We start from the raw sequence: 26,911 nt of genomic DNA, 5'->3' as shown, positions 1-26,911 counted from the left end.
GGCTGCGCAGCAGCCCCAAAACCTGCCACCTCATTGTTTCAGACAGTCTTCATCAGCTGATCTACGACTGCTACGCAGCCGAGCGGGAGCAAGCTCCCTCGCCACAAGTGCGCGGTGTTATTTCTGCATCACACCGGTGAACAGGTCTGACTCGATGAAGCGCTGTAACCAGGCCTGCAATCGCACATAAGGCGTCTGCCCGAACCACTCGCGATCCACGTGGGCGAATTGCCGCACGAACGGCATCAGGGCGATATCCGTCAGGCTCGGGTGATCGGCCAGCAAGTAGTCACGCCCCTCCAGCAATTCATCCAGCTTGCGCAAAAACACCTCGCCCTCGGCGCGATAAACAGCCATCGGCTGCTCGGGATAACGCTCGGCGTACTTGTAGCGATTCAGGTGCACCTTGAACACTTGATCGTTCTCTTCGATCAACGCGGCGCAGTGTTGCTGTGCTTGTGGATCATCCTTGAGTAACCAGTCCTGCGGATCGTTCTGCGCCAGCGCCCAGCGCATGATCTCCAGGCTCTCATCGATCACCCGCCCATCCACACTCAGCACCGGCACCGTGCCTTTGCTCGACAGTGCGAGCATTTCGGCCGGTTTGGCCTTGAGGCTGACCTCGACGATCTGCACCGCAACGCCCGAATAGCGCAGGGCCATGCGTGCGCGCATGGCGTAGGGGCAGCGGCGGAACGAATACAACGTATTCATTTCACCTCCAGCGTACTCAGGCCGTTGCCTTGACGGTGAACCTGGATTTGCACCGGAATCCGTTCATGCATTTCCTGCACGTGGGAAATCACCGCGACCTTGCGTCCCTGCGCTTGCAGGCCGTCGAGGGCGTCCATGGCCAGTTGCAGGGATTCAGGATCGAGGCTGCCAAAGCCTTCGTCGATGAACAGCGATTCGATTTTCAGTGTGCTCGACGCCATCGACGCCAAGCCGAGCGCCAGGGCCAGTGACACCAGGAACGTCTCGCCGCCGGACAGCGAATGCACCGAGCGCAGTTCGTCGCCCATCTCGGTGTCCATCACCAATAACCCGAGCATGCTGCCGCCACGTTTCAACCGATAGCGCCGCACCAGTTGCCGCAACTGGACGTTGGCGTGATGCACCAGCAGGTCGAGGTTGTAGGCTTGGGCGATCTTGCGGAAGGTGTCGCCGGTGGCCGAACCGATCAGTGCATTCAGACGTGCCCAACGCTGATACTCGGCGTAGGCATCGGCGATTTGTTGCGCCAGCGCCTGATTGGCATTCTGTCGGCGCTGATCCTCGGCCTGTTCCGCACGCAATTCGGCGCAACGATGTTCGCTGGCGGCGAACAGGTTTTGCAGCTCTGCCAGCGTCGTGGCCAGTTGTTCGGCATCGAGATTGCCGTTGTGCTGCGCCTGATGATCGAGCAGGCGCTTATCCCGCTCCTGCAGCAGCACTTTGGCTTGCTCGATGGCTTTTTCGCTCTGCTGCAAACGTTGACGCAGTTCGCTGACGTGTTGGTCGTCGACGCTCAACAGATCTTCCAGTCCACCGTCGTCCAGCTCTGGATGCTGCGCACGCCAGTCGGCGATCTTGGCGCTCAGCTCGCGATCTTCGGTTTCCAGGGCCTGCGAACGTTCCTGCTGCGCTTTGAGTTCAGCGGCCAGTTGCACCAACCGCGTGTGCACGGTTTGCAGTTCCTGATTGGCCGTCGCTTCGGCAGTGCGCGCCTGCTCGACGGCCTGATCCAGTTGCTGCTGCCACTGTTCGGCGCTGGCATGTTCGCCCAGCAGTTGCGTCAGTTTTTCCTGGCAAGCCTGTTGCTGCCCGGTCAGCGCCGTGAACTGCTGCTGCGCAGCTTCCTGTTGCTGGATGCGGGTCTGCTGTTGGTACTGTTCTTTCTCCAGCGTCTGCTGGCGCTGTTGCTGTTCGCCGAGTTCTTCGCGCTGCTGGTCGAGTTGTTGCAGGCGCTGGGCGATCTGCCGGTCGAGCTGCATGAAGGTCGCGGCGGGTTCGTTGCGCAAGGCCTCCAGCGTGTCGGCCGGGAGCAGGGTGCTGAACGCCTTCAGTTCTTCGTCCAGACGATGGCGATCACTGCTCAATTCACGTTGTTGGTTGATCAGGTGTTGTGTTGCTTGCTGACTCGCCGCTTCCGCGCTGCGCAGTTGTTGCGCAAGGCGCGCGGCATCCTGTTGCAGGGTGAGCAGGGCGGTTTGCCGTTGTTCATCCTGCATGATGCTCTGGTTCAACTGGCTGCTTTGTTGGGTCAGCCAGGTATCACGTTTGTTGGCGTCCTGGGCCAACAGTTGAGCGGACAGTGGGTGCGCCTCCAGGCTCGGCGTCAGGCCTTGTTGCTGAGTCGCGAGTTGTTCCTGCTGTTGCAGCAATTCCTTTTGCTGGGCAATCAAACCGCCGACTTCGGCACGCAGATCGGTGAGTTTTTCCTTCAGTAGGTCCACTGCTTTCTGAGCGTTGGCCTGTTCGCTTTCATCATGCCGGCCGAGGCTTTGCAGCAAGGCTTCAGGCTGATGATAAGGATGGTCCTGGCTGCCACAAACCGGGCACGGCTGATCGTCCTGCAACTGCGCGCGCAGTTCTTCGACGCTGGCACTGCGCGCCAGACGCTGACGTTCCAGCAGTTCGCGGGTGACGGTCAAGGTCTGTTCGGCGACGCTCAGTTCGGCCTTGGTCTTCACCCCGTCCTGGGTCAGACGATCGCGGTCTTGCTGAGCGGCGAGTTGCCGCTGCTGAAGCTCGGCGCCGCGCTTGTCCAGTTCCTGCTGGCTGGCCCACAGTCGCGTCAACTCTTCAAAGGCCCGCAGTTGCTTGCGGTTGTCCTGCAGCAGACTGCCGAGGATCTGAATCTGCTCGGCCACCGCTTCAGGCTCGGCGCCGGCTTCTTTGTACAGCACCTCAAGGCTCTGGCGTTGTGTGGCCAGTTCCTCGGCGGTGCGAGCGGCGCTTTGCTCGAGGGCGGCCAGTTCGGCCTGGCCCTTGTTCAGGCGATTGCCGATCAGCATCAGTTGTTGCAGGCGATCGCGGTAGGCGTTCCAGGCATCGCCCAATGGCGCCAGATGAGTGCTTTGCTCAAGCTCCCCGGCAATCCGCTGCAACCGTTCGGCGACCTGTTTCTGTTGCTCGAGCAAACCCTGAATCGTGCCCTGACCCTGAGTGCAGGCCTGTTCCGCCTGCTGCTTGAGGTCGGCACTGAGGCTGGCGTCCTTGGCCAGGCGGGCGAGGGTGCTTTGCTCCTCGAAGGCCTGACGCAGCAGGGGCACGCTGGAGGTGTGTTGGCTTTGCGCTTGGGTCAGCGCCGTTTGCGCAGCGCTCAGGCTCTGTTCGAGTTGAGTCTGTCGCGCGCTCAGCTCGCTTTGCTGTTGCGTGTGTTGCTGAATCTGCGCCGCCAGCGGCGTGAGCTGGGCGGTAAGTTCGGTCTTGCGCGCGAACTGATGCCGTTGCGGGGCCAGTTGTTCCAGGCGAGTCAGCTTCAAGCGCTCGCCGGCCAGGCTGTTCCAGTGTTGCTGGGCAGATTGCAGTTGCTCGGTAGCGCTCTGTTGTGCGTCCTGCACCTGGCGCAGTTCCTTGAGCCAGGTGTGTTGCAACTCCAACTGTTTGAGCTGCGCCTGCTGGGTCTTGAGTTGCTGCTGAGCGTCGTTGAAGCGCTCATCGAGTTCGGCCCGGGCTTCTGGCGACAGCGGCGTGACCCCGGTGGCCTGATCCTGCAACAACTTGTGGGCTTCGCGAGCTTCCTTGGTCTTGTCAAAGGCGCGGCGACCGAGACGGGTGTAGAGCGCGGTGTCGGTGAGCTTTTCCAACAGTTCGCTGCGGTCGTTGTCGTCAGCCTTGAGGAAGGCGCTGAACTCGCTCTGAGCCAGCATGACGGCGCGGGTGAACTGTTCGAAGTTCAGGCCCAGCGCGGCTTCGAGCTGTGCTTTGTATTCGCCTTTCTGGCTGGCCAGAAGTTGATCCTGATCGATGTCACGCAGGCTCTGGCGACTGGCTTGCAGTTTGCCGCCGGCCTTTTCCCGGGCGCGATTGGCCTCCCAGCGAGCGCGATAGCGGCGACCGTCAATGCCGACGAAATCCACTTCTGCATACCCTTCGCCTGTGCCACGCCGCAGCAGTGTGCGTGGGTCGCCAGTGCCGATTTCACCATCGGCGTCCGGGACCTTGGCGTCGCGGCCGGTGTTGTTCAGGCGCGGCACGGCGCCAAACAGCGCCAGGCACAGCGCGTCGAGCAGCGTGCTTTTGCCGGCACCGGTCGGCCCGGTAATCGCGAACAGACCGGCACTGGCCAAGGGCTCCGCAGTGAAGTCGATTTCGAACGGCCCGGCCAGGGAGGCGAGGTTTTTCAGGCGGATCGCGAGAATTTTCATGGCTGTTCGCTCTCCATCTGCACGTCCTGCAGCAGCTCGGCGAAGTCCTTGAGCGTTTGCTCGTCAACCTCGCTGCCGTAGTTGTCCTGCCACGCGCGGCTGAACAGTTCCTGAGGCGAAAGCTGATCCAGTTCGATCAAGGTGGTGCCGTCATCGACGCCTTCGCGGCTGCCATTGCCGGCGTATTCGGCAGCGATCCGCACCAGCCGCACGGCTTTGCCTTGCAGGGCGGTTTCCACTTGATGGCGCAGGTCCGGTTGCGGTTCATCAAGACGGACCCGCACTTCCAGCCACGGCTGACGCTGGATATCGGCGAGCAGGTCGATGTTGGGCAGGTCGGCCAGTTGCAAGAGGATCTCCGCCAACGGCGCGGCGCCGAGGCGTTGCAAGTGGACAGAGCGCGGAATCAGGCGCGGTTCAACGCTGACCAATGTTTCGCCATCAAGCTTAATGTCGAGGATCTGATGCTGGTAATTGATCTCGGAGAACGACAACGGAATCGGCGAGCCGCAGTAGCGAATGCGCTCTTCACCGTTGACCTTCTGCGGCTTGTGCAAATGCCCGAGGGCGACGTAACTGATACTCGGCCCGAACAGACTGGCGGGCAGGGCTTCGGCGTTGCCGATGATCAGGCTGCGCTCGGAATCTTCCGAAACCGAACCGCCGGCCATGTGCGCATGGCTGATGGCGATCAGCGCCTGGCCTGGCGTGCGCTTGGCGTTCGCGGCTTCGATCAGCCATTCGTGAACCTGGCCAATGCCGCGCAAGTAGTTATCACCCAAATGCGCACCGGTCACTTCGGCGGGGCGCAGGAACGGCAGCGCCAGGCACCAGGCGGCAATTTCGCCGCTGGCATCCGGCAGCGGCAACAACAGGCGCTCGGCATCCAGTTGACCGTCATCGAGCCACAGCACGCGACCGAGCGCGTGAGTGCGCAAGCGCCGCATCAACGGCGCGGGCAGTTCGATTCGCGAACCGGAGTCGTGGTTGCCGGCGATCATCACGATGGTCAGCAACGGCTGCTGCTCGTGGGCGCTGACGATGAAATCGTAGAGGCGTTCCTGGGCTTTGACCGGCGGGTTGACCGTGTCAAAGATATCGCCGGCGATCAGCAGCACGTCGGGCTGATCCAGCTTCAGCTGACGCAGCAGCCAGTCAAGAAAGCAGGCGTGCTCGAAATCGCGCTCCTGGCCGTGCAGGTTCTGCCCAAGATGCCAGTCGGAGGTGTGAAACAGACGCAAGGCGTACTCCGCAACAAAATAAGGTGATGGCCGCGAGGAAAAGGGTGGCGGCTAAAGAGGGGAGAGTTTACTGGCAAACACATGGGATGGCGCGATGGATCTGATCGAACCGAAGACCTGTGGCGAGGGAGCTTGCTCCCGTTCGGCGGCGCAGCCGTCGCAAAATGGCTGATGCGTTATGTCAGAAGAAACGAGTGATATGGTTTTTGGGCCGCTTCGCAGCCCGGCGGGAGCAAGCTCCCTCGCCACAGGGGGCAATGATTATTTCGGATACAGCGGCGGCAACCCGGTATCGCCAACCAGGTCTTGAACCCCCTCGGCCGTCGGGATCGCCCGAATCGCGCGCCAGAGATCCTCGCCCTGCCAGTACTGGCCGGTTTCGCTGTACAGCGCGCCGTTCAGGCCGTCCAGTGCATCGGACAGCGGCACAAAACGCGCCGCCATGTCGGCCAGGGTTTCCGGTTGTTGTCGGGCCCAGGCGTCGAGGGCCTGGCGAGTGGCGTGGGAGTCGTTGGCCTGGCAGGCGCGTTTGAGGTCGTCGAGCAAGGTGCGTGGGCTTGGGCCGGTCTGCGCCGCCCGCAGGATCGCCGGTTGCCAGCGGGCGCGCCACCACAGGCCGAAGCCCAGCAGGGTGGTGCAGGCCAGGATCACGGTGCTGAGTTTCCACCAGAGGGCTTCGTTGTTGGCACCGGACATCACCTGTGGGCTGCCCGCCGGGGTATCGACGATCAGGCTCGGGTTGCTCGCCACTTGCAGCGTGCGGGCCGGCAGGCTGCTGTGTTCCAGATGATCCTCGAAGGTGTTCCACCAGACCACTTCAACGCTTGGCAAATCAATGTTGCCGGTGCGGGTCGGCACCAGGGCTTCACGGTCCTCGCGACTGCCTATCAAGCCGCGTTCGCTGCTCTGATTGTCCAGCACCGGTTGATCCGGATAGCGCCGCAGGCCATTGATTTCGGTGGCGGGCAGCGGTGGCAATTGCGAACTGGCGAGGCCTTCGGCGTTCAGGGTCAAGCTGCGGGTCAGCGAGTCGCCGACCTGTAAATGATCCGGTTCCGGGCTCCAGCTTTCGCCGAGGCTCAGGCTGCGGGCCGGCAGCCAGGGAACATCGGCCGGATACGTGTCGGGTTTGGCCTTGACCGTCAGCGGGATCTCGGCGGATTTGACGCGCATCTGCTTGCCCGGTTTCGGCCCTTGAGGTGTTGCGTCCTGGGACGGCCGGGTATCGACTGGCGTGGCACTGAACATCTGCGCCGGAATAATCAATTCACCGCTGTGCTGCGGGTAGATCGCGTAGCGCATTTCGATCACGCCATGGCGCAGGCCGTTGATGACTTTCTCGTAGGTGCGCGAGTCGCCCAGCTGTTCGATGCGCGCATCGGGAATCTGCAACGGGGTCAGGCTGCTGTCGTCGTACAGCGACACCGAATGGTAGATGCGCAAGGTCAGGATGGCCTGAGCCTGCACATAGACGCTGTTCTGGTCGAGGCTGGCCTCGATGAACACCGGCGCCAGTGTGTTGCTGCTGTCCTGGGTTTCGCTCTCGATCACTTGCACGGTAATCGGCTGGCTCTGGACGTCGCCCAGTTGCAGCGATGGGATCACCACGCTGCCGTTTTGCCGGGGCAGCAGGGTGATGATCCAGCGGGTGGTCGCCTGAGTGTCACCGTTGAGGGTGTTCAGTTGGTTGACCTGGCGGGTGCCGCGCACTTCGAACAGTGGCTCCAGCGGGGACAGGTCGGGTTTGCCGAACTGGGTCACGTCGCTGGTCTCCAGGGTCAGTTCGACCGTCTCGCCGGAATTCAGGCGGCTGCGATCGACGCTGGCGACCAGCTCCACAGCCTCGGCCTGAACGGTGCAGAGCAACAGGGCGGGCAACAATGCGAGCAAGAAGGCGGTGAAGCGGGTCATCGAGTTTTTTCCTGATCCTGATGTTGTTGCTGTTCGTACCAGAATTTACGTCTGAGCAGTTCGCCGGGGTCATCCGGGATCTTGCGCAGCCATTGCTCCAGCGCCTGGAGCTGCTCGCCTTCAATCATGTCGCTGGCCGGGCGTCGTGGTGGCGTGGTGCTTTGCTCATCCCCCAACTCGCTGCCCGGGACTTCATTGGCGCCCGGTTGCGGTGGCGTCGTGGGCGGCTGCCCGGCGTCCGGTGTGGTCTGCTCAGCGTCGGTTTTCGGCTCGTCATTGCTGGGTTGGGTGGCGCTGCCGGGCGGCGGTTCCTGGGTGATGCTTTCGGTTTTGCCATCGGCGGTTTTGTCCGGCTCGACGGGCGGCGCTGGGGTTTTCTGTTTCAGCAGGCTTTCCACCAATGCCTTGTTGGTCAGCGCCGGGCGCAGATCCGGTTGACGTTCAAGGGCTTGATCGTATGCATCCAGCGCTGCTTCCAGCTCACCGCTTTTGGCGAGGGCGTTACCCCGATTGTAGTGGGCGTGGGCATCGGTGCCTTGGGTAAACCGCTGGGCGGCGCCACTGTAGTCGCCGGCTTCATAGAGCGCCACGCCTTGCCACTGCGGATCTTCGAAATGCTGCGCGGCCTCGGCCGGACGCTTTTGTTTGAGCAAATGCAGGCCTTGCTGGTCGGGACGCAGCCACAAGTCTTCGAAATCGAAGGCGTAACTCGGTTGCGGCAGCATGAACAATAGCGGCAGGCAGAACAGCCAGCCCCGGCGCCCGGCACAGGCGGCCAGTAACAACAGCGGCAGTAGCAGCCAATAGCCCTGATCGGCCCAAGTGTCGAGGCGCAACGTCTGACCGTCGTTGCGCAGATCCCGTGGCCCATCGAACAGGCCAAGGCCGCGCAGGTCGGCATCGTCCAGACGCGCCTGGCGATAACGTCCGCCCAGGCCGTTGGCAAAGGCTTTGAGGCTGGGGCCGTCCAGACGGGGCACCAGAATGGCGCCCAGGTCATCCTTGAGGAAACTGCCGTCGTCCTGCGCGACCGGCGCCCCTTCGGCGGTGCCAATACCCAGCATCAGAAATTGCGTGGACTTGTCGTCCAGCGCCTGACGAATCCCTTGGCGTTCCTGTTCCGTCAGCGACGAACCGATCAGCAGGATCCGACCTTGACCGAGTGCGCCCTGATCCAGCAGCGCAAGGGCCTTGGCCACCGCCAGATCGGCACGATGACCGGCTTGGGGCATCAGCGACGGCTTGAGCGCATCCACCAGGTTGCGGCTGGTCGACAGGTCATCCGACAGCGGCACCAAGGTGTGGGCGCTGCCGGCGTAGACAATGATTGCTGTCTGCGCGTCGCTGCGGTTTTGCAGCAGGTCGAACAGCTTGCGCCGGGCTTGTTCCAGCCTGTTTGGCGCACTGTCGGTGGCGAGCATTTCCGGGGTCAGCTCAAGCAACACCACCAGCGGGTCGGCGGGTTTCTGGCTGGTTTGTTCGACGCGCTGCCAGCTCGGGCCCAGCAGGGCCAGAACGGTCAGCACCCAGGCCAGGCCCAAGGCGACCCATGGCAGTTTGCTTTCGCGACCACTGCCACCACTGAGCAATGCGGCATGGAAGGCCGGCGGCAGAATCATTTGCCAGCGGCCAGCGCGTTTCTGTCGATGCCAGAGTTGCCAGAGCAACCAGCCCAGCAACGGCAACAACAGCAGCCACCAGGGGCGGAACCAGTGTGGCCAGAGCGCAATCATCGGCGCCTCCGCAGGCGCAGGCGTTTAAGCCGCTGACGCCAGTCGGGCAGTTGGGTTTGCAGAAACCGCTCTTTGTTAAACAGCTTCTTGGTAAACAGCCGTTGCAACGGGTTATCCGGCCAGCGCTCGCGGATCACCAGCAGCATGCTCAACAGCAGCGCCATCGCCAAAGGCCAGTGATACAACGCTTGGGCCGGGCGGGCCTGAGTGGGTTGTTGAGTCACCGGTTCCAGTTGGTCGAGGGTGCGCTTGATCGCCTGCAATTCCTCGCCGTCGCGGGCGCGGAAGTACTGGCCGCCGGTGGCTTGGGCGATGGCTTTCAGAGCCGGTTCGTCGAGGTCCAGGCTCGGGTTGATGCCAAGGAATCCCAGGGTGCCGCTTTGTTCCGGATCGGCACCAATACCGATCGGGTAGATTTTCACCCCTTCGTTGGCTGCCAGCCGTGCGGCGGTCAACGGGTCGATTTCACCACCATTGTTGGCACCGTCGGTGACCAGAATCAGCACGCGGCTTTGTGCCGGGCGTTGGCGCAGGCGTTTGAGGCCCAGACCAATGGCGTCGCCGATGGCGGTGTTTTTGCCGGCGATGCCGATCCGCGCTTCGTCGAGCCATACGCGCACGGTGTGCCGGTCGAAAGTCAGCGGCGCTTGCAGATACGCCTGGCTGCCGAACAGAATCAAGCCGACCCGGTCGCCGTCGCGGCTTTCAAGAAAATCGCCAAGCAAATGTTTCACCAACGTCAGTCGGCTGACGTCTTCGTCCTGCCACTGCATGTCGGGGAAATCCATCGAGCCGGACACGTCGACCGCCACCAGCAAATCGCGACCACTGGCGGCAATCGGCAGGGGTTCGCCGAGCCATTGCGGGCGCGCCGCGGCGATCAGCAATAACAGCCACAGCAAAATGAACGGTGCTTGCTGACGCCACGCTGGCAGGTTCGCCCGGGCACGGCGGCGAGCGAGGCCTTCGAGGTCGCTGAGGAAGCTGACTTTGAGCGCCGGCTCGCCACTGTCGGCCACCGGCAGCAGCACCCGCATCAGCCAGGGCAGTGGCAGCAGGGCGAAGATCCACGGCCAGGCGAACTCAAACATGTTTGCGAATCCAGGTGTCGACAGCTTGAGTCAGGCCAGCGATGGCCTTGTCATCGAGTTTGCATTCGGGTTTGTAGGCGCCTTCCACCAGCACCATCCAGCGCGTGAGGCCGGCGGCCGGGCAGCGGTTATCAAGGAACGCCAGCCATTTGCGCCCGTTAAGGGTGTGGCTCTGGCTGTAGGGGTAATGGTTGCGACACAGGCGTTTGAGCAAGCCGTTGAGTTGCTGCAGCCAGGCACCGGCCGGGGCGCCGTCGTAGGGCTTGGGCATCCGGGCGAGTTCGGCCAAGGCCGCGAGACGCACCGGGTCCAGCGGTTGTTCGGCACGGACGATAGGGCGCTTGTTCGGGATGAAGCGGCGCAACTGCCACAGGCCGAAACCGATCAATGGCAGCAATAAAAGCAGCAGCCACCAGCCCGGCGCCGGCGGCCAGAAGCCGATCGGTGGCGGGGAAATCAGCGGTTGCAGTTGATCGAGGCTGCTCATCGACCTTTCCCCGGACGTTGAGGATTGAGGTATTCGCGCAGTTGCTCGACCATTTCGCTTTGGGTGCTCAAAGGCATCAGCAATACCCGCAACTTTTGCGCCAGCAGCTCCCAGCGGGCGATGCGCGCTTCAGCCTGTGCGCGATAAGCCTGGCGCAAGTCGAAATTCAACGTGTCGAGTTCCAGCTGTGCGCCCCGTTCAGCGAAGCGTAAAAGCCCGGCAGCGGGCAGGGCGTGATCCAGCGGGTCGGACACGGGCAGCAGCAACAGGTCGCAATGGCGCGACAACAGGCTCAGCTGCTGTTCGGCACTGTCGGACAAGGCGCGTTCGTCGCAGATCACGATCACCAGGCTGCCGGGGCGCAATACTTCCCGGGCGCGGCGCAGGGCAATGCCGAAGGCGTCGCGGTCGGGCTCGCGTTCGGTGTGCAGCGACTGATTGACCCGCACCAGTCGGTTGAGCAATTGCAGCAGGCTTTGCTTGCTGCGTCGCGGTTTGATCTCGTAGTGCTCGTCGTCGCCGAACACCAGCCCGCCGACCCGGTCGTTATGGCCCAGCGCGGCCCAGCCAATCAGGCTCGCCGCCTGGGCAGCAAGCACCGATTTGAACATCAGCCCCGAGCCGAAAAACAGTCGACGGCTCTGTTCGACCATGATGAAAATCGGCCGCTCGCGTTCTTCGTGGAACAGCTTGGTGTGGGGCTCCTGGGTCCGGGCGGTGACGCGCCAGTCGATGCTTCGCACGTCATCGCCGGCCTGGTACACCCGCACCTGATCGAAGTCCACCCCGCGCCCGCGCAGTTTGGAATGGTGCAGGCCGATCAGCGGGCTGCGCTGGCTCGGCGTGGAAAACAACTGCACTTCGCGCACGCGATGACGCATCTGGATCAGCTCGGAAAGGCTGACACGGATGCCCGGCTCGGGCGGCAGGAGGGCGTTCATCGGGGTCAAGCGACGGCTACGACGTCGAGAATCCGCTGGACCACCCGGTCCTGGTCGATGCCAGCGGCTTCGGCTTCGAAGGAAAGAATGATGCGGTGGCGCAACACATCGAACAGCACCGCCTGAATGTCTTCCGGGCTGACGAAGTCGCGACCGGCCAGCCAGGCGTGGGCCCGGGCGCAACGGTCCAGGGCGATGGAGCCACGGGGGCTGGCGCCGTAGGCGATCCATTCGGCCATTTCCGGGTCGAACTTGGCCGGGATACGCGTGGCCATGACCAGTTGCACCAGGTATTCCTCCACGGCGTCGGCCATGTACAACCCGAGGATTTCCTTGCGCGCGGCGAAGATCGCCTGCTGGCTGACCCTGCGTTCGGGCTTGGTTTCGCCGTGCAGCGCTTCACCGCGGGCCTGTTGCAGAATCCGGCGCTCGACGGTGGCGTCAGGGAAGCCGATTTTCACGTGCATCAGGAAACGGTCGAGCTGGGCTTCGGGCAGCGGGTAGGTGCCTTCCTGCTCAATGGGGTTTTGCGTGGCCATGACCAGAAACAGCGGCGACAGGTCGTAGGTGCTGCGCCCGACGCTGACCTGGCGTTCGCCCATGGCTTCAAGCAGGGCCGACTGAACCTTGGCCGGGGCACGGTTGATTTCGTCCGCCAACACCAGATTGTGGAAGATCGGGCCTTGCTGGAACACGAAACTGCCGGTTTCCGGGCGATAGATTTCCGTGCCGGTGATGTCGGCCGGCAGCAGGTCGGGGGTGAACTGGATGCGATGGAACTGTGCTTCGATGCCTTCGGCGAGCTCTTTGATGGCCTTGGTCTTGGCCAGGCCCGGGGCGCCCTCGACCAGCATGTGGCCGTCGGCGAGCAAGGCGATGAGCAAGCGCTCGATGAGTTTTTCCTGGCCGAGAATCTGCGTTGAAAGAAAGGTTCGCAGCGCGAGTAGCGCTTCACGATGTTCCATCGATGACTGTTCCTGGAAAGGGTGACCGAAGACGTTCGAATAACGCCAGGGCTGGGGGCGTTACTTTAATCCATCGCGGGGGGCGGCGACCAACGGCATTTTGTGCAAAGTGCGGGAATTGATGGGCTAAATTGTTGGAATTTTGTAGACAAGGGGCAGGGTGGTGATTTGGCTGGCCTCTTCGCGAGCAAGCCCGCTCCCACAGTTAACCGCGTTCTTCCAGGAAAAATGCAATCGAATGTGGGAGCGGGCTTGCTCGCGAAGGCGTCCGTTCAGGCACTGAGATTGCGAGGCTCAGAGCTCACTTATATAGGTACCAGTCCCCTTGAGGATGTTCTGCAAGGTTTCTTCCACCTCAGCCAGGTCCTGCGCATCGGTGCTATGCAGGATTTCCAGCGAATCTTCGCCATCGAGCACATCGGCGTCCGCGGCGGCGATTTCGATCAGCAGGCGGTCAGGGCTGAGGGTGACTTTCACACCGTTGAGGGCCGAAGGCTTGTCATGGAAGATGATCTCCAGCTCATCCTCGTCCGGAAAGCGGCTCATCAGGAACATTTCGCCCTCGGCGCTGTTGCAGCAGAGCATGGCCAAGTTGTCTTCTTCTTCGTCGCACGGGTTGACGATCAAGAGGTCAGTTGTCATTTGCATGGGAAAATCCTGGCTCGGCGAGCGTGGTGAACGTAACAAAAGGCAATTCTGCCAGCCCCGGGGAATTTCTGCTCGGCTGAGTGTCAGAAGATGTGTCGTGAACATTCGGGGTGTTACTGGTCATTTTTGGCACGCATGTACCGTAAAACCGGGCATAAAACGCCCATTTTGCTTCACGGCTGCTAGTGTTGTTCAGGGCACCTGCCGCGCGCTGCGTACCGTTGACCGAATATGTCGCAGCGCTGCAAGCATGGCCCTTGCCGCAGTCGTTAAGCTGCGCAACGGATGAGCACCCGTAAAGGCATTGCCTGTTGCCTTGGCAGTCGTTTTTGCAGATGCCCATTCTTGGAAGGTGAATGTGACCTGAGTGTCTCGTCCAGCTTCACCCACCTGTCATCCTGTTTCCTCTGCCCGAGAATCAGGAACAGGGTGACGGATTGCCCCGAAAGGGGTTTGCACGCGACGCTTCCATCAATAACAAGCCCAAGCGGAGTACCACAGATGGCGTTCTTCACCGCAGCCAGCAAAGCCGACTTCCAGCACCAACTGCAAGCGGCACTGGCGCAGCACATCAGTGAACAGGCACTGCCACAAGTGGCGCTGTTCGCTGAACAATTCTTCGGCATTATTTCCCTGGACGAGCTGACCCAGCGTCGGTTGTCCGACCTCGCCGGCTGCACCCTTTCTGCGTGGCGCCTGCTTGAGCGCTTCGATCACGCGCATCCGCAAGTGCGCGTCTACAACCCTGATTACGAACGCCACGGCTGGCAGTCGACCCACACCGCGGTCGAAGTGCTGCACCACGATCTGCCGTTCCTGGTGGACTCGGTGCGCACCGAGCTGAACCGTCGCGGCTACAGCATTCATACCCTGCAAACCACTGTGCTGAGCGTGCGTCGCGGCAGCAAGGGCGAGCTGCTGGAAATCCTGCCGAAGGGCACCCAGGGTGAAGGCATTCTGCAAGAATCGCTGATGTACCTGGAAATCGACCGTTGCGCCAACACAGCCGAACTGAACGTCCTGACCAAAGAGCTGGAGCAGGTTCTCGGTGAAGTCCGCGTCGCGGTCGCCGATTTCGAACCGATGAAAGCCAAGGTCCAGGAGCTGATCGAAGGCATCGACAACAGCCAGTTCATCATCAACGCCGACGAAAAGTCCGAAATCAAGAGCTTCCTGGAATGGCTGGTGGGCAACCACTTCACCTTCCTGGGCTACGAAGAGTTCGTGGTGGGCGAGGATCAGAACGGCGGTCACATCGAATATGACCAGAATTCGTTCCTCGGCCTGACCAAACTGCTGCGTGCCGGCCTGACCGTCGACGATCTGCGCATCGAAGACTACGCCGTTAACTACCTGCGCGAACCGACGCCGCTGTCGTTCGCCAAGGCTGCACACCCAAGCCGTGTCCACCGTCCGGCTTACCCGGATTACGTGTCGATCCGCCAGATCGATGCCAACGGCAAAGTCATCAAGGAATGCCGCTTCATGGGCCTGTACACCTCCTCGGTGTATGGCGAAAGCGTGCGGGTCATTCCTTACATCCGTCGCAAGGTCGAGATCATCGAACAGCGTTCGGGCTTCCAGGCCAAGGCTCACTTGGGCAAGGAATTGGCCCAGGTGCTTGAAGTGTTGCCACGCGACGACTTGTTCCAGACCCCGGTGGACGAGCTGTTCACCACCGTGATGTCGATCGTGCAGATCCAGGAACGCAACAAGATCCGCGTGTTCCTGCGCAAAGACCCGTACGGCCGTTTCTGCTACTGCCTGGCCTACGTGCCGCGCGACATCTACTCCACCGAAGTGCGCCAGAAGATCCAGCAAGTGCTGATGGATCGCCTGAAAGCCTCGGACTGCGAGTTCTGGACCTTCTTCTCCGAGTCCGTGCTGGCCCGCGTGCAACTGATTCTGCGGGTCGATCCGAAGAACCGTCTGGACATCGACCCGGTTCTGCTGGAAAAAGAAGTGGTACAGGCCTGCCGCAGCTGGCAGGACGATTACGCGAGCCTGGTGGTCGAGAGCTTCGGCGAAGCCCAGGGCACCAACGTGCTGGCCGACTTCCCGAAAGGCTTCCCGGCCGGTTACCGCGAGCGTTTCGCAGCCCACTCGGCTGTAGTCGACATGCAGCACCTGCTGAGCCTGAGCGAAAAAAATCCGCTGGTGATGAGTTTCTATCAGCCGCTGGCCCAGGTCTCCGGTCAGCGCATGCTGCACTGCAAGCTGTATCACGCCGATACGCCGCTGGCGTTGTCCGACGTGTTGCCGATCCTGGAAAACCTTGGCCTGCGCGTGCTGGGTGAATTCCCATATCGCCTGCGCCACAACAGCGGCCGCGAATTCTGGATTCACGACTTCGCGTTCACCGCCGCTGAAGGCCTGGAACTCGACATCCAGCAACTCAACGACACCTTGCAGGACGCTTTCGTCCACATCGTGCGTGGCGATGCCGAGAACGATGCCTTCAACCGCCTGGTGCTGACCGCCGGCCTGCCATGGCGCGATGTGGCGCTGCTGCGTGCCTACGCTCGTTACATGAAGCAGATCCGTCTGGGCTTCGACCTGGGTTACATCGCCAGCACCCTGAACAACCACACCGACATCGCTCGTGAATTGACCCGGTTGTTCAAGACCCGTTTCTACCTGGCACGCAAGCTTGCCAGCGATGATCTGGAAGACAAGCAGCAACGCCTGGAACACGCGATTCTGGCAGCACTGGACGATGTTCAGGTGCTCAACGAAGACCGCATCCTGCGTCGTTACCTGGACCTGATCAAAGCGACCCTGCGGACCAACTTCTACCAGACTGATACCCACGGTCAGAACAAGTCCTACTTCAGCTTCAAGTTCAACCCGCACCAGATTCCAGAGCTGCCGAAGCCGGTACCGAAGTTCGAAATCTTCGTTTACTCGCCTCGCGTTGAAGGCGTGCACCTGCGCTTCGGCAATGTTGCTCGCGGTGGTCTGCGCTGGTCCGACCGTGAAGAAGACTTCCGCACCGAAGTCCTGGGCCTGGTAAAAGCCCAGCAAGTGAAGAACTCGGTCATCGTGCCGGTGGGTGCGAAGGGTGGCTTCCTGCCGCGTCGCCTGCCACTGGGCGGCAGCCGTGACGAGATCGCGGCCGAGGGCATCGCCTGCTACCGCATCTTCATCTCGGGCCTGTTGGACATCACCGACAACCTGAAAGACGGCGCACTGGTACCGCCGGCCAACGTCGTGCGTCATGACGACGATGACCCGTACCTGGTGGTGGCGGCGGACAAGGGCACTGCAACCTTCTCCGACATCGCCAACGGCATCGCCATCGACTACGGCTTCTGGCTCGGCGACGCCTTTGCGTCCGGTGGCTCGGCTGGTTACGACCACAAGAAAATGGGCATTACCGCCAAGGGCGCGTGGGTTGGCGTACAACGCCACTTCCGCGAGCGCGGCATCAATGTCCAGGAAGACAGCATCACTGTGGTGGGCGTCGGCGACATGGCCGGTGACGTGTTCGGTAACGGCTTGCTGATGTCCGACAAGCTGCAACTGGTCGCTGCTTTCAACCACTTGCACATCTTCATTGACCCGAACCCGGAGCCAGCCAACAGCTTCGCCGAGCGTCAGCGTCTGTTCGACTTGCCGCGTTCGGCGTGGTCGGACTACGACACCAGTATTATGTCCGAAGGCGGCGGGATCTTCTCGCGCAGCGCAAAAAGCATCGCGATTTCCCCGCAGATGAAAGAGCGTTTCGACATTCAGGCTGACAAGCTGACCCCGACCGAACTGCTGAATGCCTTGCTCAAGGCACCGGTAGACCTGTTGTGGAACGGCGGTATCGGTACCTACGTCAAAGCCAGCACCGAAAGCCACGCCGATGTCGGCGACAAGGCCAACGATGCACTGCGCGTGAACGGCAACGAACTGCGCTGCAAAGTCGTGGGTGAGGGCGGTAACCTCGGTATGACTCAGCTGGGTCGTGTCGAATTCGGCCTCAATGGCGGCGGTTCCAACACCGACTTCATCGACAACGCCGGTGGTGTGGACTGCTCCGACCACGAAGTGAACATCAAGATCCTGCTGAACGAAGTCGTGCACGCCGGTGACATGACCGACAAGCAACGTAACCAGTTGCTGGCGAGCATGACCGACGAAGTCGGCAACCTGGTGCTTGGTAACAACTACAAGCAGACTCAGGCCCTGTCCCTGGCGGCACGTCGTGCCTTCGTGCGGATTGCCGAATACAAACGTCTGATGAACGACCTGGAAGGCCGCGGCAAGCTGGATCGCGCCATCGAGTTCCTGCCGGCCGAAGAAGCGATCAACGAACGCCTCGCGGAAGGCCATGGCCTGACCCGTGCCGAGCTGTCGGTGCTGATCTCCTACAGCAAGATCGACCTCAAGGAAGCGCTGCTCAACTCCCTGGTGCCGGACGACGACTACCTGACCCGCGACATGGAAACCGCTTTCCCGCCGACACTGGTGAGCAAGTTCTCCGCTGCCATGCGCCGTCACCGTCTGAAGCGTGAAATCGTCAGCACCCAGATCGCCAACGATCTGGTGAACCACATGGGCATCACCTTCGTTCAACGACTCAAAGAGTCGACCGGCATGAGCCCGGCGAACGTGGCCGGTGCATATGTGATCGTGCGTGACATCTTCCACCTCCCGCACTGGTTCCGTCAGATCGAAGCCCTGGATTATCAGGTATCGGCCGACGTACAACTGGAGCTGATGGACGAGCTGATGCGTCTGGGTCGCCGCGCTACGCGCTGGTTCCTGCGCAGCCGTCGCAACGAGCAGAACGCTGCCCGTGACGTCGCGCACTTCGGTCCGCACCTGGCGGCGTTGGGCCTCAAGCTCGACGAACTGCTGGAAGGCCCGACCCGCGAAGGCTGGCAGACCCGCTACCAGGCTTACGTCGCTGCTGGCGTGCCTGAGTTGCTGGCGCGCATGGTTGCAGGCACCACTCACCTGTACACCTTGCTGCCGATCATCGAAGCTTCGGATGTGACCGGCCAGAACGCAGCGGACGTGGCCAAGGCCTACTTCGCCGTGGGCAGTGCGCTGGACATCACCTGGTACCTGCAACAGATCAGCGCTCTGCCGGTTGAAAACAACTGGCAGGCCCTGGCCCGTGAAGCGTTCCGTGATGACGTCGATTGGCAACAACGTGCGATCACCATTTCCGTTCTGCAACAGGGCGACGGCACCCAGGACGTGGAAACACGCCTGGCGCTGTGGATGGAAGAGCACGAAGGCATGATCGAACGCTGGCGCGCCATGCTGGTGGAAATCCGTGCCGCCAGCGGCACCGACTACGCCATGTACGCGGTGGCCAACCGCGAACTGCTAGACCTGGCGTTGAGCGGTCAAGCGGTGGTGCCTGCTGCTGTCACTAGCAGTGCGGACGCCGAGCTGGAGCCGGCTGCCTGATAGGCGCTGAATGAAGAAAGCCCCGTCTCGAAAGAGATGGGGCTTTTTTTTGTCTGAAGGTTTTGTGGTGTCTGGTCGGGCCTCTTCGCGGGCAAGCCTCGCTCCTGCAGGGATTGCAGGTGTCCACAAAGTCGGCGTTCCACACAAAACCTGTAGGAGCGAGGCTTGCCCGCGAAGAGGCCATCAGCCGCACCGAGGCCTTTCTATGTGCAGCGATCAGTTTTCCAAAGGAATCAACACTTTCTCATCCGGGGCCAACACCATGAACACCAACAGTTTGGCGGGTTGGGTAGCGCTGGCGTTTTTCGAGACCAGATGTTCAGAGCCAGCCGGTTCATACCAGTAATCGCCCGCCTTGTAGCTGATCGCTTTTTCGCCTTTGACTTGAGAGATGATCGCCCCCGAAAGCACATAGGCCATGGCCGTGCCCTGGTGTTTATGGGCGATGGACGATTGGCCCGGCTCGTAATCGACTTCGATCATCAAGGCTTTTTTGCCGGGTGCGTTCTTCAGCATCTGGTCCTGCAGGACGGTGACTTTTTCTGAAGGAGCGGTTTCGTGGGCGAATGTCAGGGCTGAAATGCTCAGCGTCAGGGCGGCGAGAGGCGCGGCAAAAAAACAAAGCGTTTTCATGGTTGATTACCTGAGGTGGTGAGTCGTCAGGGACCACAGTAAGCCGCGCTATCGGGCAATCAAACGGCCAATTTTCGGGAAGGTGAGGGGGCCAATCAAGAACGTCAAAATCAAAAGATCGCAGCGTTCCGCAGCTCCTACATTGGAATCGCGTACACCCTTGAAACATCGGGCGGACGCAAATTCTGTAGGAGCTGCGGAACGCTGCGATCTTTTGATCTTGTTTTAGACGATTGGAAAGCTGTTGAAGTCGACGGCATTGGCCAGTCGGCTGTCGATCAGGCCGATAAAGCCTTGCACTTCGGGGCAGTTGAAATGCGATTGCATGGCCGCTTCCGATTGCCAGCGGGCGCTGACTGTCCAGCGGGTGTCGTCCTCGGGGCAGCGGTCGACCATATAGGAGTCACAGCCCGGAAGTTCGCGCAGGGTGTCGACAATCTTTTGCAGTTGCTTACCCAGTTCGTCCGAGCGGCCGGCGGCAGCCTGCACCTTTACGGTGTTGATCACTTCGTTGGACATTGCTCACACTCCTGAATCAGGCTGGACGAATCCTGCTCATTGAGGGATAACGCCCAATCAGGATAGGCCTGCACCCCCAGACCGCCAATAGCCAATCGCCAGATAAAGCCGCAGACCAATCCCTCAACCGAGCTGCTGCAAAATGTCCCGCAAACGGTCCAGGGCGATGTCGATGTCCAGGGTTTCGATCGCGCCGAACCCCAGGAAAAGCCCGGCCCGCGGCGCTTGCTGGTAAAAGAAGCTGTCCAGGGCATAGAGCCCCACTTCGACTTTTTTTGCCAATTCGATCACCAATGGAATATCGACCGGCACCTTGCACAGCACCGCCATGTGGAACCCGGCAGTGGTCGGCACCGCTTCGAACCACGGCGAAAGGTCGCCCGCCATGCGCGCCAGGATCCGTTCACGGCGCCCGGCGTAAATCGTATGGCAGCGCCGGATGTGCTTGAGCAGACAGCCCTCGGCGATGAACTTGGCGAGCGCCCATTGGGGCAGGGTGGAGGTATGCAGGTCGGTGAGCTGCTTGGCGCGGATCACCGCTTCGAGGATCGCCGGTGGCAAAATCGCGTAACCGAGCCGCAACTCCGGCAACAGGGTCTTCGAGAAAGTGCCGACGTAGGCGACGATGCCGCGCTCATCCAGGCTTTGCAGCGAGTCGGTGGGCCGGCCTTCGTAGCGGAATTCGCTGTCGTAATCGTCTTCGATGATGATCGCCCCCAGCTCATAGGCCCTTGCGAGCAGGGCTTCCCGGCGGGCCTGGCTCAAGGGCATGCCCAAGGGGAACTGGTGGGACGGGGTGACGTAAATCAGCCGGGTACCATCGGGAATATGCTCGACCTGAATGCCTTGCGCATCCACCGGCACGCCGACCACCGTTGCGCCATGGCTCCCGAACAACAGGCGCGCCGGCGGGTAGCCGGGGTCTTCCATGGCGACGAGGCTGCCCGGTTGGGTCAGCACCCGGGAAATCAGGTCCAGCGCCTGTTGCGCGCCGTTGCACACCACCACGTCTTCGTCCTGACAGTTGACCCCGCGCGAAAACGCGATGTGCCGTGCGATGGCATTGCGCAGCGCCGGCAGGCCTTCGGGCTGGCTGTAGAAACCTTTGGAACCGGCCATCTGGCGCAAGGCATGGGAGGTGCAGCGGCGCCAATCGTCCTGCGGAAACTGGCCCTTGCTGGTGGCGCCACCAATGAACTCATAACGCAACGAGCCTTCCAGCGTCGGGTGGCGCAAGAACGTCGGCAGGTTGCGCCAGCGTTCGATGACATCAAAGCTGGCCAGCTCCGAGTGGCTCTGCTTGTGGACGATTTTCGCCGCCCGGGCATTGACGTAAGTGCCTTTGCCGATCACCCCGGTGAGGAAGTTCTCATAGGTCAGTTGCGCATACGTGTCGGAAATGGTCTTGCGCGAAATCCCCAGTTGTTCGGCCAGCAAGCGGCTGGGCGGCAGCTGCGTCCCGGCTGTCAGGCGACCGGATTCAATGGCGTCGCGCAGTTGCCGGTACAACTGGCCTGCCAGGTCCTTGCGGCCGTTGATGACAACATGAAGTTCCATACCGGCGAGGCTCCCTGGGCGGTTGAGGCGACTGTGCGTCGCGCCAGATTACCCGCATGAACGGCCGCGCAGAAGTTGCGTGGGCGAAAAAGCTGCGATTGGCCTGCTGCCGGGCGGTCCATGGTTTTTTCGACGAATTGGACCTGTGACGCTCGGGGATCAGCCTCTACCTTGGAGTCACCTATCCGATCCACGAGGTCGCGCCATGAACTCCCGTCTGGATTACTACAGCGCATCGCCCAAAGCGATGAAAGCCATGATCGCCATGGAGGCCTTGGCCCGCGACCTGAGCATCGAACCGGCTTTGTTGAACCTGATCAAAATCCGCGCCTCGCAGCTCAATGGCTGCGCCTTCTGCACCGACATGCATTGCGTGGACGCACGCCGCTTCGGTGAGAGCGATCGCCGGTTGTACGCGATCGTGGTCTGGCGCGACAGCAACTTCTTCAACCCTCGGGAGCGAGCCGCCCTGGCCTGGACCGAAGCGGTAACCCTGCTCTCGCAAAGCCATGTGCCGGATGACGTTTACGCCCTGGCCCGGGAGCAGTTCAGCGAAGGCGAACTGGTCGACCTGACCGTGGCCGTCAGCACCATCAACAGCTGGAATCGCCTGGCGGTAAGCTTTCGGCAAACGCCCTGCGGTTGATTCAAGCGCAAACCCTGTGGGAGCGGGCTTGCTCGCGAAGACGGCGGCACAGTCCACATTGATGTCGCCTGACACACCGCTTTCGCGAGCAAGCCCGCTCCCACAGGTTCCGTACCGTGACTGGCCGACATCAGGCGATTTGATCCGGTTTTTGCCCGGTTGTCACATCAGGTTCATAAACAGTCAGCAGGATAAAACGCTCAAGGACAGATCGACAGGGAGTGATCAATGTCATTCATGGAACCCACTGATCGTCAGGGTGTGACCGAGTACCGTTGGCCCGTAGAACAAAACCAATCCTTACACTCACTGGCCGGAATCGATCCGGTGCTGGTGCAGTCTTTCCGGGTCTGCGCCCGTTGCGGTTGTTTCATGCAAGCGGCCCGCAGCCTCAACATCAAATCGACCCAATTGCGTAAACAACTGGCACAACTTGAAGCGCAACTGCGGCGTTCGCTGTTCAGCCACTCGAGCAATGGCTTTGCACTCAGTCGTGACGGCTTGCGGCTTCAAGCGCAGTTGATTGCCCTGGCCCGCGAACGCGACTTGCCCGTGATCGAACAGCCCTTGATTCGCCTGGCCGTCGCCGAGTCGATCCTGCACGACATCCTCGGCCGTGATCTGGTCTCGCTGCTGCGGCGCAACGCCAGTGTGCGCCTGGACATCATTTCCCTGGACAGCGAACTGGCCCTGCGAGCGATCAGCGCCGATGTGGTGGTATGGCTGGCGGGCCCCGATTCGCCGTTGCCAGGCCCCAGTTTTGCCGTCAGCGAGCCCCAACGTCTGGCACGGCTGGACTATCTGCCTCACATCGCCAAACGGTATTCACGGGTCGCGGCGCGGCCGGACAGCCTGGCTGACCTGGCCGATTTCATGCTGGTGCAATGGCAGTACGACCGCCATATCGCCGCTTTTGGCCCGTGGAACAGTCTGGTGGAGCAGCGTCTGGCGGGCGTGGTGCAGCTGCATTCCTATGAGCTGATGCTTGAGATGATCCGCTGCAGCGCCTGCATCGGTTTGCTACCGCACTACATGAGCCAATTCGACCGGGGGCTGGTGGCGTTACCCGGGCTCTTCAAGCAACCGATGCAGCGCCAGGTGTGGATGGCGGTCAATGCCGAGTCCCGGAATGAGACTGAGGTGCAGGGGATCGTCGAACTGATCCACAACACCTTCAGCGAGCGGCGGGAGTGGTTCGAGAGTTGACGGCTAACTAATGTGGGAGCGAGCAAGCTCGTCCCCAAGCCCTCCGTGGAACATGAGAACGATCAATTTCTTTGGCTATCCGCTTGGATATCGGCCGGTGCGGCGGTGAAAGCAGGCGGCGCAGCATGACCGTGCACTGTCTGAGCCCCAACACCACAACTTGCGAAAAACGCCATCAGGCTGAATCCTGCGGCGCGAAGCAAACCTTTCATAGAAATTTCCTCATTTCCGAAGGTGACATTCAGTCCGGCCAATAACGTCGTTTCTCAAGTCAAAAATCGAGGTGGCGGTGCATGACTCCGGTGCTGGATAGTCGATTGGTATGCTTTTTACTCTAGCAGGTGGTTGTCGCTTCAACGGTCTAGCCATGCCGCTCTGTATGCAGCACGCATCCGGGCAACCGGCAAGGGACAAAAAACACCGCCACAGCCTGCCATCAAGAGCAAAAGATCGCAGCCTTCGGCAGCTCCTACAGAGATTGGGTACACCCGCTGAATGACGGGTACACACGATCAATGCAGGAGCTGGCGAAGGCTGCGATCTTTTGACTTTGCTTTCGTCAGGCCCGCGCCCGAATCTCCGCTCCCACATTTTGATCTCGTCACACATGGGGATCGCGGTTTAGAGTGACCGGTCACACATCGATCAAGGACGAACACCACCATGCCCGACCACGACCCCGCCATTCACCTCGAACGCTTCAGCGAATCCCACATCGAGGGCATCACCGCGCTCTACAACGACCCCGCCGTGGCCCGGCAGGTGCTGCAAATGCCGTTTCAGTCCAGCGAGGTCTGGCGCCAACGCCTGATGGCGGACAACGAGCGGGCGGTGAAACTGGTGGCGCTGCACCAGGGATCGGTCATCGGCAATATTGGCCTGGAGCAGTTTTCGCGGATCCGCCGCAGCCACGCCGGTAGCTTTGGCATGGGTGTCGCTGTGGCGTGGCAGGGCAAGGGTGTCGGCTCGAAACTGCTGGCGGCAGCGCTGGACGTCGCCGACAACTGGATGAACCTGCAACGGGTAGAACTTTCGGTGTACGCCGACAACGAAGCGGCCATCGGCCTGTACCGCAAATTCGGTTTCGAGACCGAAGGCCTGTTTCGCGATTACGCCGTGCGTGACGGTCGGCTGGTCGATACCCTGAGCATGGCGCGCCTGCGTCGCCGGTAAGTCAAAAAAATCCTGTGGGAGCGCGGCTTGCCCGCGAAGAACGATGACGCGTAATGCCTGAAAAACCGCGGTGCATTCTTCGCGGGCAAGCCACGCTCCCACAGGATATTCGTCGCTCATATTTCTTGACTGACCGGCATTAGGCCAAAGCCGATTGAGTCAGTCACCCAAAGCAAACGCCACCGCCGCCTGCGCATGCAGTTCGGTGGTGTCGAGCAAGGGCAGGGCGCTGTGCTCGGGTTTGATCAGCAGGCCGATTTCGGTACAGCCGAGGATGATCGCCTGGGCGCCGCGTTCGGTCAGCGACTCGATCACCCGTTGATAGACCTGACGTGACGCCTCGCTGATTACCCCGACGCACAACTCGTCATAGATAATCCGGTGCACGGCCAGACGTTCATCAGCCTCCGGTACCAGCACCGTCAGGCCCTTAGCCGTCAGACGTGTCTTGATAAAGTCCTGCTCCATGGTGAACGCAGTACCCAGCAAACCCACCCGCAGCGCACCGGCGTCCAATGCCGCTTGACCAGCCGGATCGGCAATGTGCAGGAACGGAATATCGATGGCGACCTGAATCTGCCCGGCCACCTTGTGCATGGTGTTGGTACACAGCACCACGCACTCGGCGCCACCCGCCTGCAGACGGCGGGCCGCATCCACCAGAATCTCCGCCGCGTCGTCCCAGCGCCCGGCATGCTGGGCCTGTTCGAGCGGGCCGAAGTCGACGCTGTACATCAACAGTTTCGCCGAGCGCAACGGCCCGAGGCGATCACGTACCTGCTGGTTGATGAGACGGTAATACTCGGCGCTGGACTCCCAGCTCATGCCGCCGATAAGGCCGATGGTGCGCATGTTGTGCTCCTGTAATGGCAAACCCTTGCGAGGGTGCTCTTTATTCGAGAGTATCCCGTGGGTCTTCATGGCGATCTATCAGGAAATTTCACATGCCCAGTGTGCTGAGCCAGCGCCTGCCGGGTGGCAAAATCTGCCTGCAACTCTTGCCTCGTGCGGCCTACAGCGCGCGCGATCCGGCACAGTCAAAAACGCTAGGGGTGACACTGGAACGTCAGCAAGGCGTGCATGCGATCGATTCTGACCGACGGACAGATTTTGATACCTTTGCGGGTGTATTGGCTTATACGCCTATCGGCGTGGAGGTGTTTTCCGAATCAGCCACCGGTGGTGAGTATCTGCTGATGCAGTTGGACGAGCAGTTCGCCAGCGAACAGTTACCCTCCGTCGCCCACCGCGTGCAGTCTTGCGGCAATCGACGAGCGTTGTCTCTGGCACAAGAAGTACGGCGTCAGTTGCTCGCCACGCAGCCCGATTTACTGGCGCTTGAGCAATGTGCCGTGGCGCTGGTTGGTGTCGCGAATTGGAAAGCCGATATCACGGAGCGTGCCGCGCCCCGGGCCTTCGCCCGCGTCATGGAGCAGATCAGCGAGCAGTTCCAGCAGCCTCTGACGCTGGAACAATTGGCCGCCACCTATGGGCAAAACGAGCTGCGCTTTCTGCGCGACTTCACCCAGGCTATCGGCCTGACACCCCACGCTTACCTCATTGAAATGCGCCTTCAGGCGGCACGAAGGATGATCGAATGCACTGATCTGTCCTTGGCCTGTATCGCTCTGGATGCCGGTTTCGCCCATCAGTCGCACATGGGCAGTGCCTTTCGCAAGCACCTGGGCATGACCCCTCGCCAATACCGTTCACGCTTTTAGTCGTACGCCTGTGGCGCGCATCTGCCATGCTCAAAGTCCGCAGCAACGCTTCAACCAAAGGAACACCGCAATGGACGATGTACAGCAACTGGGCGAGATGCTTCGCCACTATGCAGATAGCGAAGCGCACAAGAAGCAACTGTTTGAGTCGCAATCGGCCGTGTGGGCGACGCGCATTGGTGAGTTGTTCGATCAGATCCAGCAGTGGCTGGCCCCGGTCTTGGCGCCGAATCTGCTGGAAGTGAGCCGCGAGGCGTATGTCGCGTCCGGGCCGAGCGTGCCGCTTGAGACGTCGACATTCAAAACCGAGAAATTGTCCATTGTGATCGCCGGGAAACCGGTGGAGTTCGTGCCGGACGTGATGGGCGCGGGTGGGCAGATTTCCCTCGCAGTGATGGGCTTGACTGCCGCACGTTATGGCAGCATTTCGCTGGTGTGCCTGCCGCCCTCCAGCAATTGGCAGTGGCGCAAGACCAATGGCTTGAAAGACCCGGACACCTTTGCCTTCGATGCGAACTTCCTGGCGCAGCAGCTGCAGAGCCTGATTCCCCGCGAGCGTGGCTGACCGGGTTATTGGTGACCAACACATAACCACTGTGGGAGCGGGCTTGCTCGCGAAGAGGGAGTGTCAGTCGGCATCAATGTTGCCTGACACACCGCCTTCGCGAGCAAGACCGC

General features: G+C 61.2%; 21 protein-coding genes. 6 read left to right on the top strand and 15 right to left on the bottom strand.

All coding sequences use genetic code 11. The annotated features are described in order from the left end of the window. Positions 1 to 117: 117 nt before the first annotated feature. From PMI36_RS26185 to PMI36_RS26230, 10 genes are all read right to left on the bottom strand, one after another. The gene (locus PMI36_RS26185; protein WP_008067952.1) at positions 118 to 714 is read right to left on the bottom strand and encodes a glutathione S-transferase; all 597 of its coding nucleotides are present in this window, start codon (positions 712 to 714) and stop codon (positions 118 to 120) included. Further along, positions 711 to 4,352, bottom strand: coding sequence for an AAA family ATPase (locus PMI36_RS26190; protein ID WP_008067951.1), 3,642 nt, complete (start codon positions 4,350 to 4,352; stop codon positions 711 to 713). Before PMI36_RS26190 ends, PMI36_RS26185 begins: the two co-directional genes overlap by 4 nt. Continuing rightward, positions 4,349 to 5,593, bottom strand: a complete 1,245-nt coding sequence (locus tag PMI36_RS26195; protein ID WP_008067948.1) for an exonuclease SbcCD subunit D C-terminal domain-containing protein — start codon at positions 5,591 to 5,593, stop codon at positions 4,349 to 4,351. The genes PMI36_RS26190 and PMI36_RS26195 overlap by 4 nt, the downstream gene beginning before the upstream one ends. 261 nt (positions 5,594 to 5,854) lie before the next feature. After that, entirely contained in the window at positions 5,855 to 7,504 is a 1,650-nt protein-coding gene (locus PMI36_RS26200; protein WP_008067946.1) for a BatD family protein, read from the bottom strand. Beyond that, positions 7,501 to 9,237, bottom strand: coding sequence for a tetratricopeptide repeat protein (locus tag PMI36_RS26205; protein ID WP_008067944.1), 1,737 nt, complete (start codon positions 9,235 to 9,237; stop codon positions 7,501 to 7,503). The genes PMI36_RS26200 and PMI36_RS26205 overlap by 4 nt, the downstream gene beginning before the upstream one ends. After that, on the bottom strand, positions 9,234 to 10,328 hold the full coding sequence (locus tag PMI36_RS26210; protein ID WP_008067942.1) for a vWA domain-containing protein: 1,095 nt from the start codon (positions 10,326 to 10,328) through the stop codon (positions 9,234 to 9,236). Before PMI36_RS26210 ends, PMI36_RS26205 begins: the two co-directional genes overlap by 4 nt. Then, a complete protein-coding gene (locus tag PMI36_RS26215) occupies positions 10,321 to 10,815 on the bottom strand; it encodes a DUF4381 domain-containing protein (protein WP_007901179.1) in 495 nt (164 codons plus the stop codon). Before PMI36_RS26215 ends, PMI36_RS26210 begins: the two co-directional genes overlap by 8 nt. Then, positions 10,812 to 11,756 carry a DUF58 domain-containing protein gene (locus PMI36_RS26220; RefSeq protein ID WP_008067941.1) on the bottom strand — a complete coding sequence of 315 codons (945 nt, stop codon included), beginning with the start codon at positions 11,754 to 11,756 and terminating at the stop codon, positions 10,812 to 10,814. Before PMI36_RS26220 ends, PMI36_RS26215 begins: the two co-directional genes overlap by 4 nt. 5 nt (positions 11,757 to 11,761) lie before the next feature. After that, positions 11,762 to 12,721, bottom strand: coding sequence for an AAA family ATPase (locus PMI36_RS26225; protein WP_008067939.1), 960 nt, complete (start codon positions 12,719 to 12,721; stop codon positions 11,762 to 11,764). A 294-nt stretch (positions 12,722 to 13,015) separates the two neighbouring features. Next, positions 13,016 to 13,369 (bottom strand): hypothetical protein, encoded by a 354-nt coding sequence (locus tag PMI36_RS26230; RefSeq protein WP_008067938.1) that lies wholly within the window; start codon positions 13,367 to 13,369, stop codon positions 13,016 to 13,018. 501 nt (positions 13,370 to 13,870) lie between these two features. Between PMI36_RS26230 and PMI36_RS26235 the strand changes: the two genes are divergently transcribed. Next, a complete protein-coding gene (locus PMI36_RS26235; RefSeq protein WP_008067937.1) occupies positions 13,871 to 18,778 on the top strand; it encodes an NAD-glutamate dehydrogenase in 4,908 nt (1,635 codons plus the stop codon). 216 nt (positions 18,779 to 18,994) lie between these two features. Here the strand turns inward: PMI36_RS26235 and PMI36_RS26240 are convergent, their stop codons facing one another. From PMI36_RS26240 to pdxR, 3 genes are all read right to left on the bottom strand, one after another. After that, positions 18,995 to 19,411: a cupin domain-containing protein gene (locus PMI36_RS26240; RefSeq protein ID WP_008067936.1), complete on the bottom strand. Its 417-nt coding sequence runs from the start codon at positions 19,409 to 19,411 to the stop codon at positions 18,995 to 18,997. 225 nt (positions 19,412 to 19,636) lie between these two features. Next, positions 19,637 to 19,930: an antibiotic biosynthesis monooxygenase family protein gene (locus PMI36_RS26245; RefSeq protein ID WP_008010413.1), complete on the bottom strand. Its 294-nt coding sequence runs from the start codon at positions 19,928 to 19,930 to the stop codon at positions 19,637 to 19,639. A gap of 123 nt (positions 19,931 to 20,053) precedes the next feature. After that, positions 20,054 to 21,487 (bottom strand): MocR-like pyridoxine biosynthesis transcription factor PdxR, encoded by a 1,434-nt coding sequence (gene pdxR / locus PMI36_RS26250; RefSeq protein WP_008067935.1) that lies wholly within the window; start codon positions 21,485 to 21,487, stop codon positions 20,054 to 20,056. A gap of 205 nt (positions 21,488 to 21,692) precedes the next feature. On the opposite strand from pdxR, the gene PMI36_RS26255 reads away from it, so the two are divergent. Together PMI36_RS26255 and PMI36_RS26260 are read left to right on the top strand one after the other, a co-directional pair. Further along, positions 21,693 to 22,133 carry a carboxymuconolactone decarboxylase family protein gene (locus PMI36_RS26255; protein ID WP_008067934.1) on the top strand — a complete coding sequence of 147 codons (441 nt, stop codon included), beginning with the start codon at positions 21,693 to 21,695 and terminating at the stop codon, positions 22,131 to 22,133. A 228-nt stretch (positions 22,134 to 22,361) separates the two neighbouring features. Next, positions 22,362 to 23,339 carry a LysR family transcriptional regulator gene (locus tag PMI36_RS26260; protein ID WP_008067933.1) on the top strand — a complete coding sequence of 326 codons (978 nt, stop codon included), beginning with the start codon at positions 22,362 to 22,364 and terminating at the stop codon, positions 23,337 to 23,339. Between the two features lie 62 nt (positions 23,340 to 23,401). Here the strand turns inward: PMI36_RS26260 and PMI36_RS31665 are convergent, their stop codons facing one another. After that, complete coding sequence (locus tag PMI36_RS31665) at positions 23,402 to 23,551, bottom strand: hypothetical protein (RefSeq protein WP_162830915.1); 150 nt, start codon at positions 23,549 to 23,551, stop codon at positions 23,402 to 23,404. 451 nt (positions 23,552 to 24,002) lie between these two features. Here PMI36_RS31665 and PMI36_RS26265 point away from each other — a divergent pair, with 451 nt between their 5' ends. Beyond that, positions 24,003 to 24,512 carry a GNAT family N-acetyltransferase gene (locus PMI36_RS26265; protein WP_008067932.1) on the top strand — a complete coding sequence of 170 codons (510 nt, stop codon included), beginning with the start codon at positions 24,003 to 24,005 and terminating at the stop codon, positions 24,510 to 24,512. Positions 24,513 to 24,671: 159 nt separating this feature from the next. Here PMI36_RS26265 and PMI36_RS26270 read toward each other — a convergent pair whose 3' ends face one another. Beyond that, positions 24,672 to 25,364, bottom strand: a complete 693-nt coding sequence (locus PMI36_RS26270; protein ID WP_008067931.1) for an aspartate/glutamate racemase family protein — start codon at positions 25,362 to 25,364, stop codon at positions 24,672 to 24,674. A 92-nt stretch (positions 25,365 to 25,456) separates the two neighbouring features. Here PMI36_RS26270 and PMI36_RS26275 point away from each other — a divergent pair, with 92 nt between their 5' ends. After that, a complete protein-coding gene (locus PMI36_RS26275) occupies positions 25,457 to 26,233 on the top strand; it encodes a helix-turn-helix domain-containing protein (protein ID WP_008067926.1) in 777 nt (258 codons plus the stop codon). A gap of 70 nt (positions 26,234 to 26,303) precedes the next feature. Further along, on the top strand, positions 26,304 to 26,798 hold the full coding sequence (locus PMI36_RS26280; protein WP_008067925.1) for a hypothetical protein: 495 nt from the start codon (positions 26,304 to 26,306) through the stop codon (positions 26,796 to 26,798). Positions 26,799 to 26,911: the final 113 nt, after the last annotated feature.

The organism is Pseudomonas sp. GM79, from assembly GCF_000282495.1.
Taxonomy (GTDB): Bacteria; Pseudomonadota; Gammaproteobacteria; order Pseudomonadales; family Pseudomonadaceae; genus Aquipseudomonas.
This window is presented reverse-complemented; position numbering and strand designations above follow the sequence as displayed.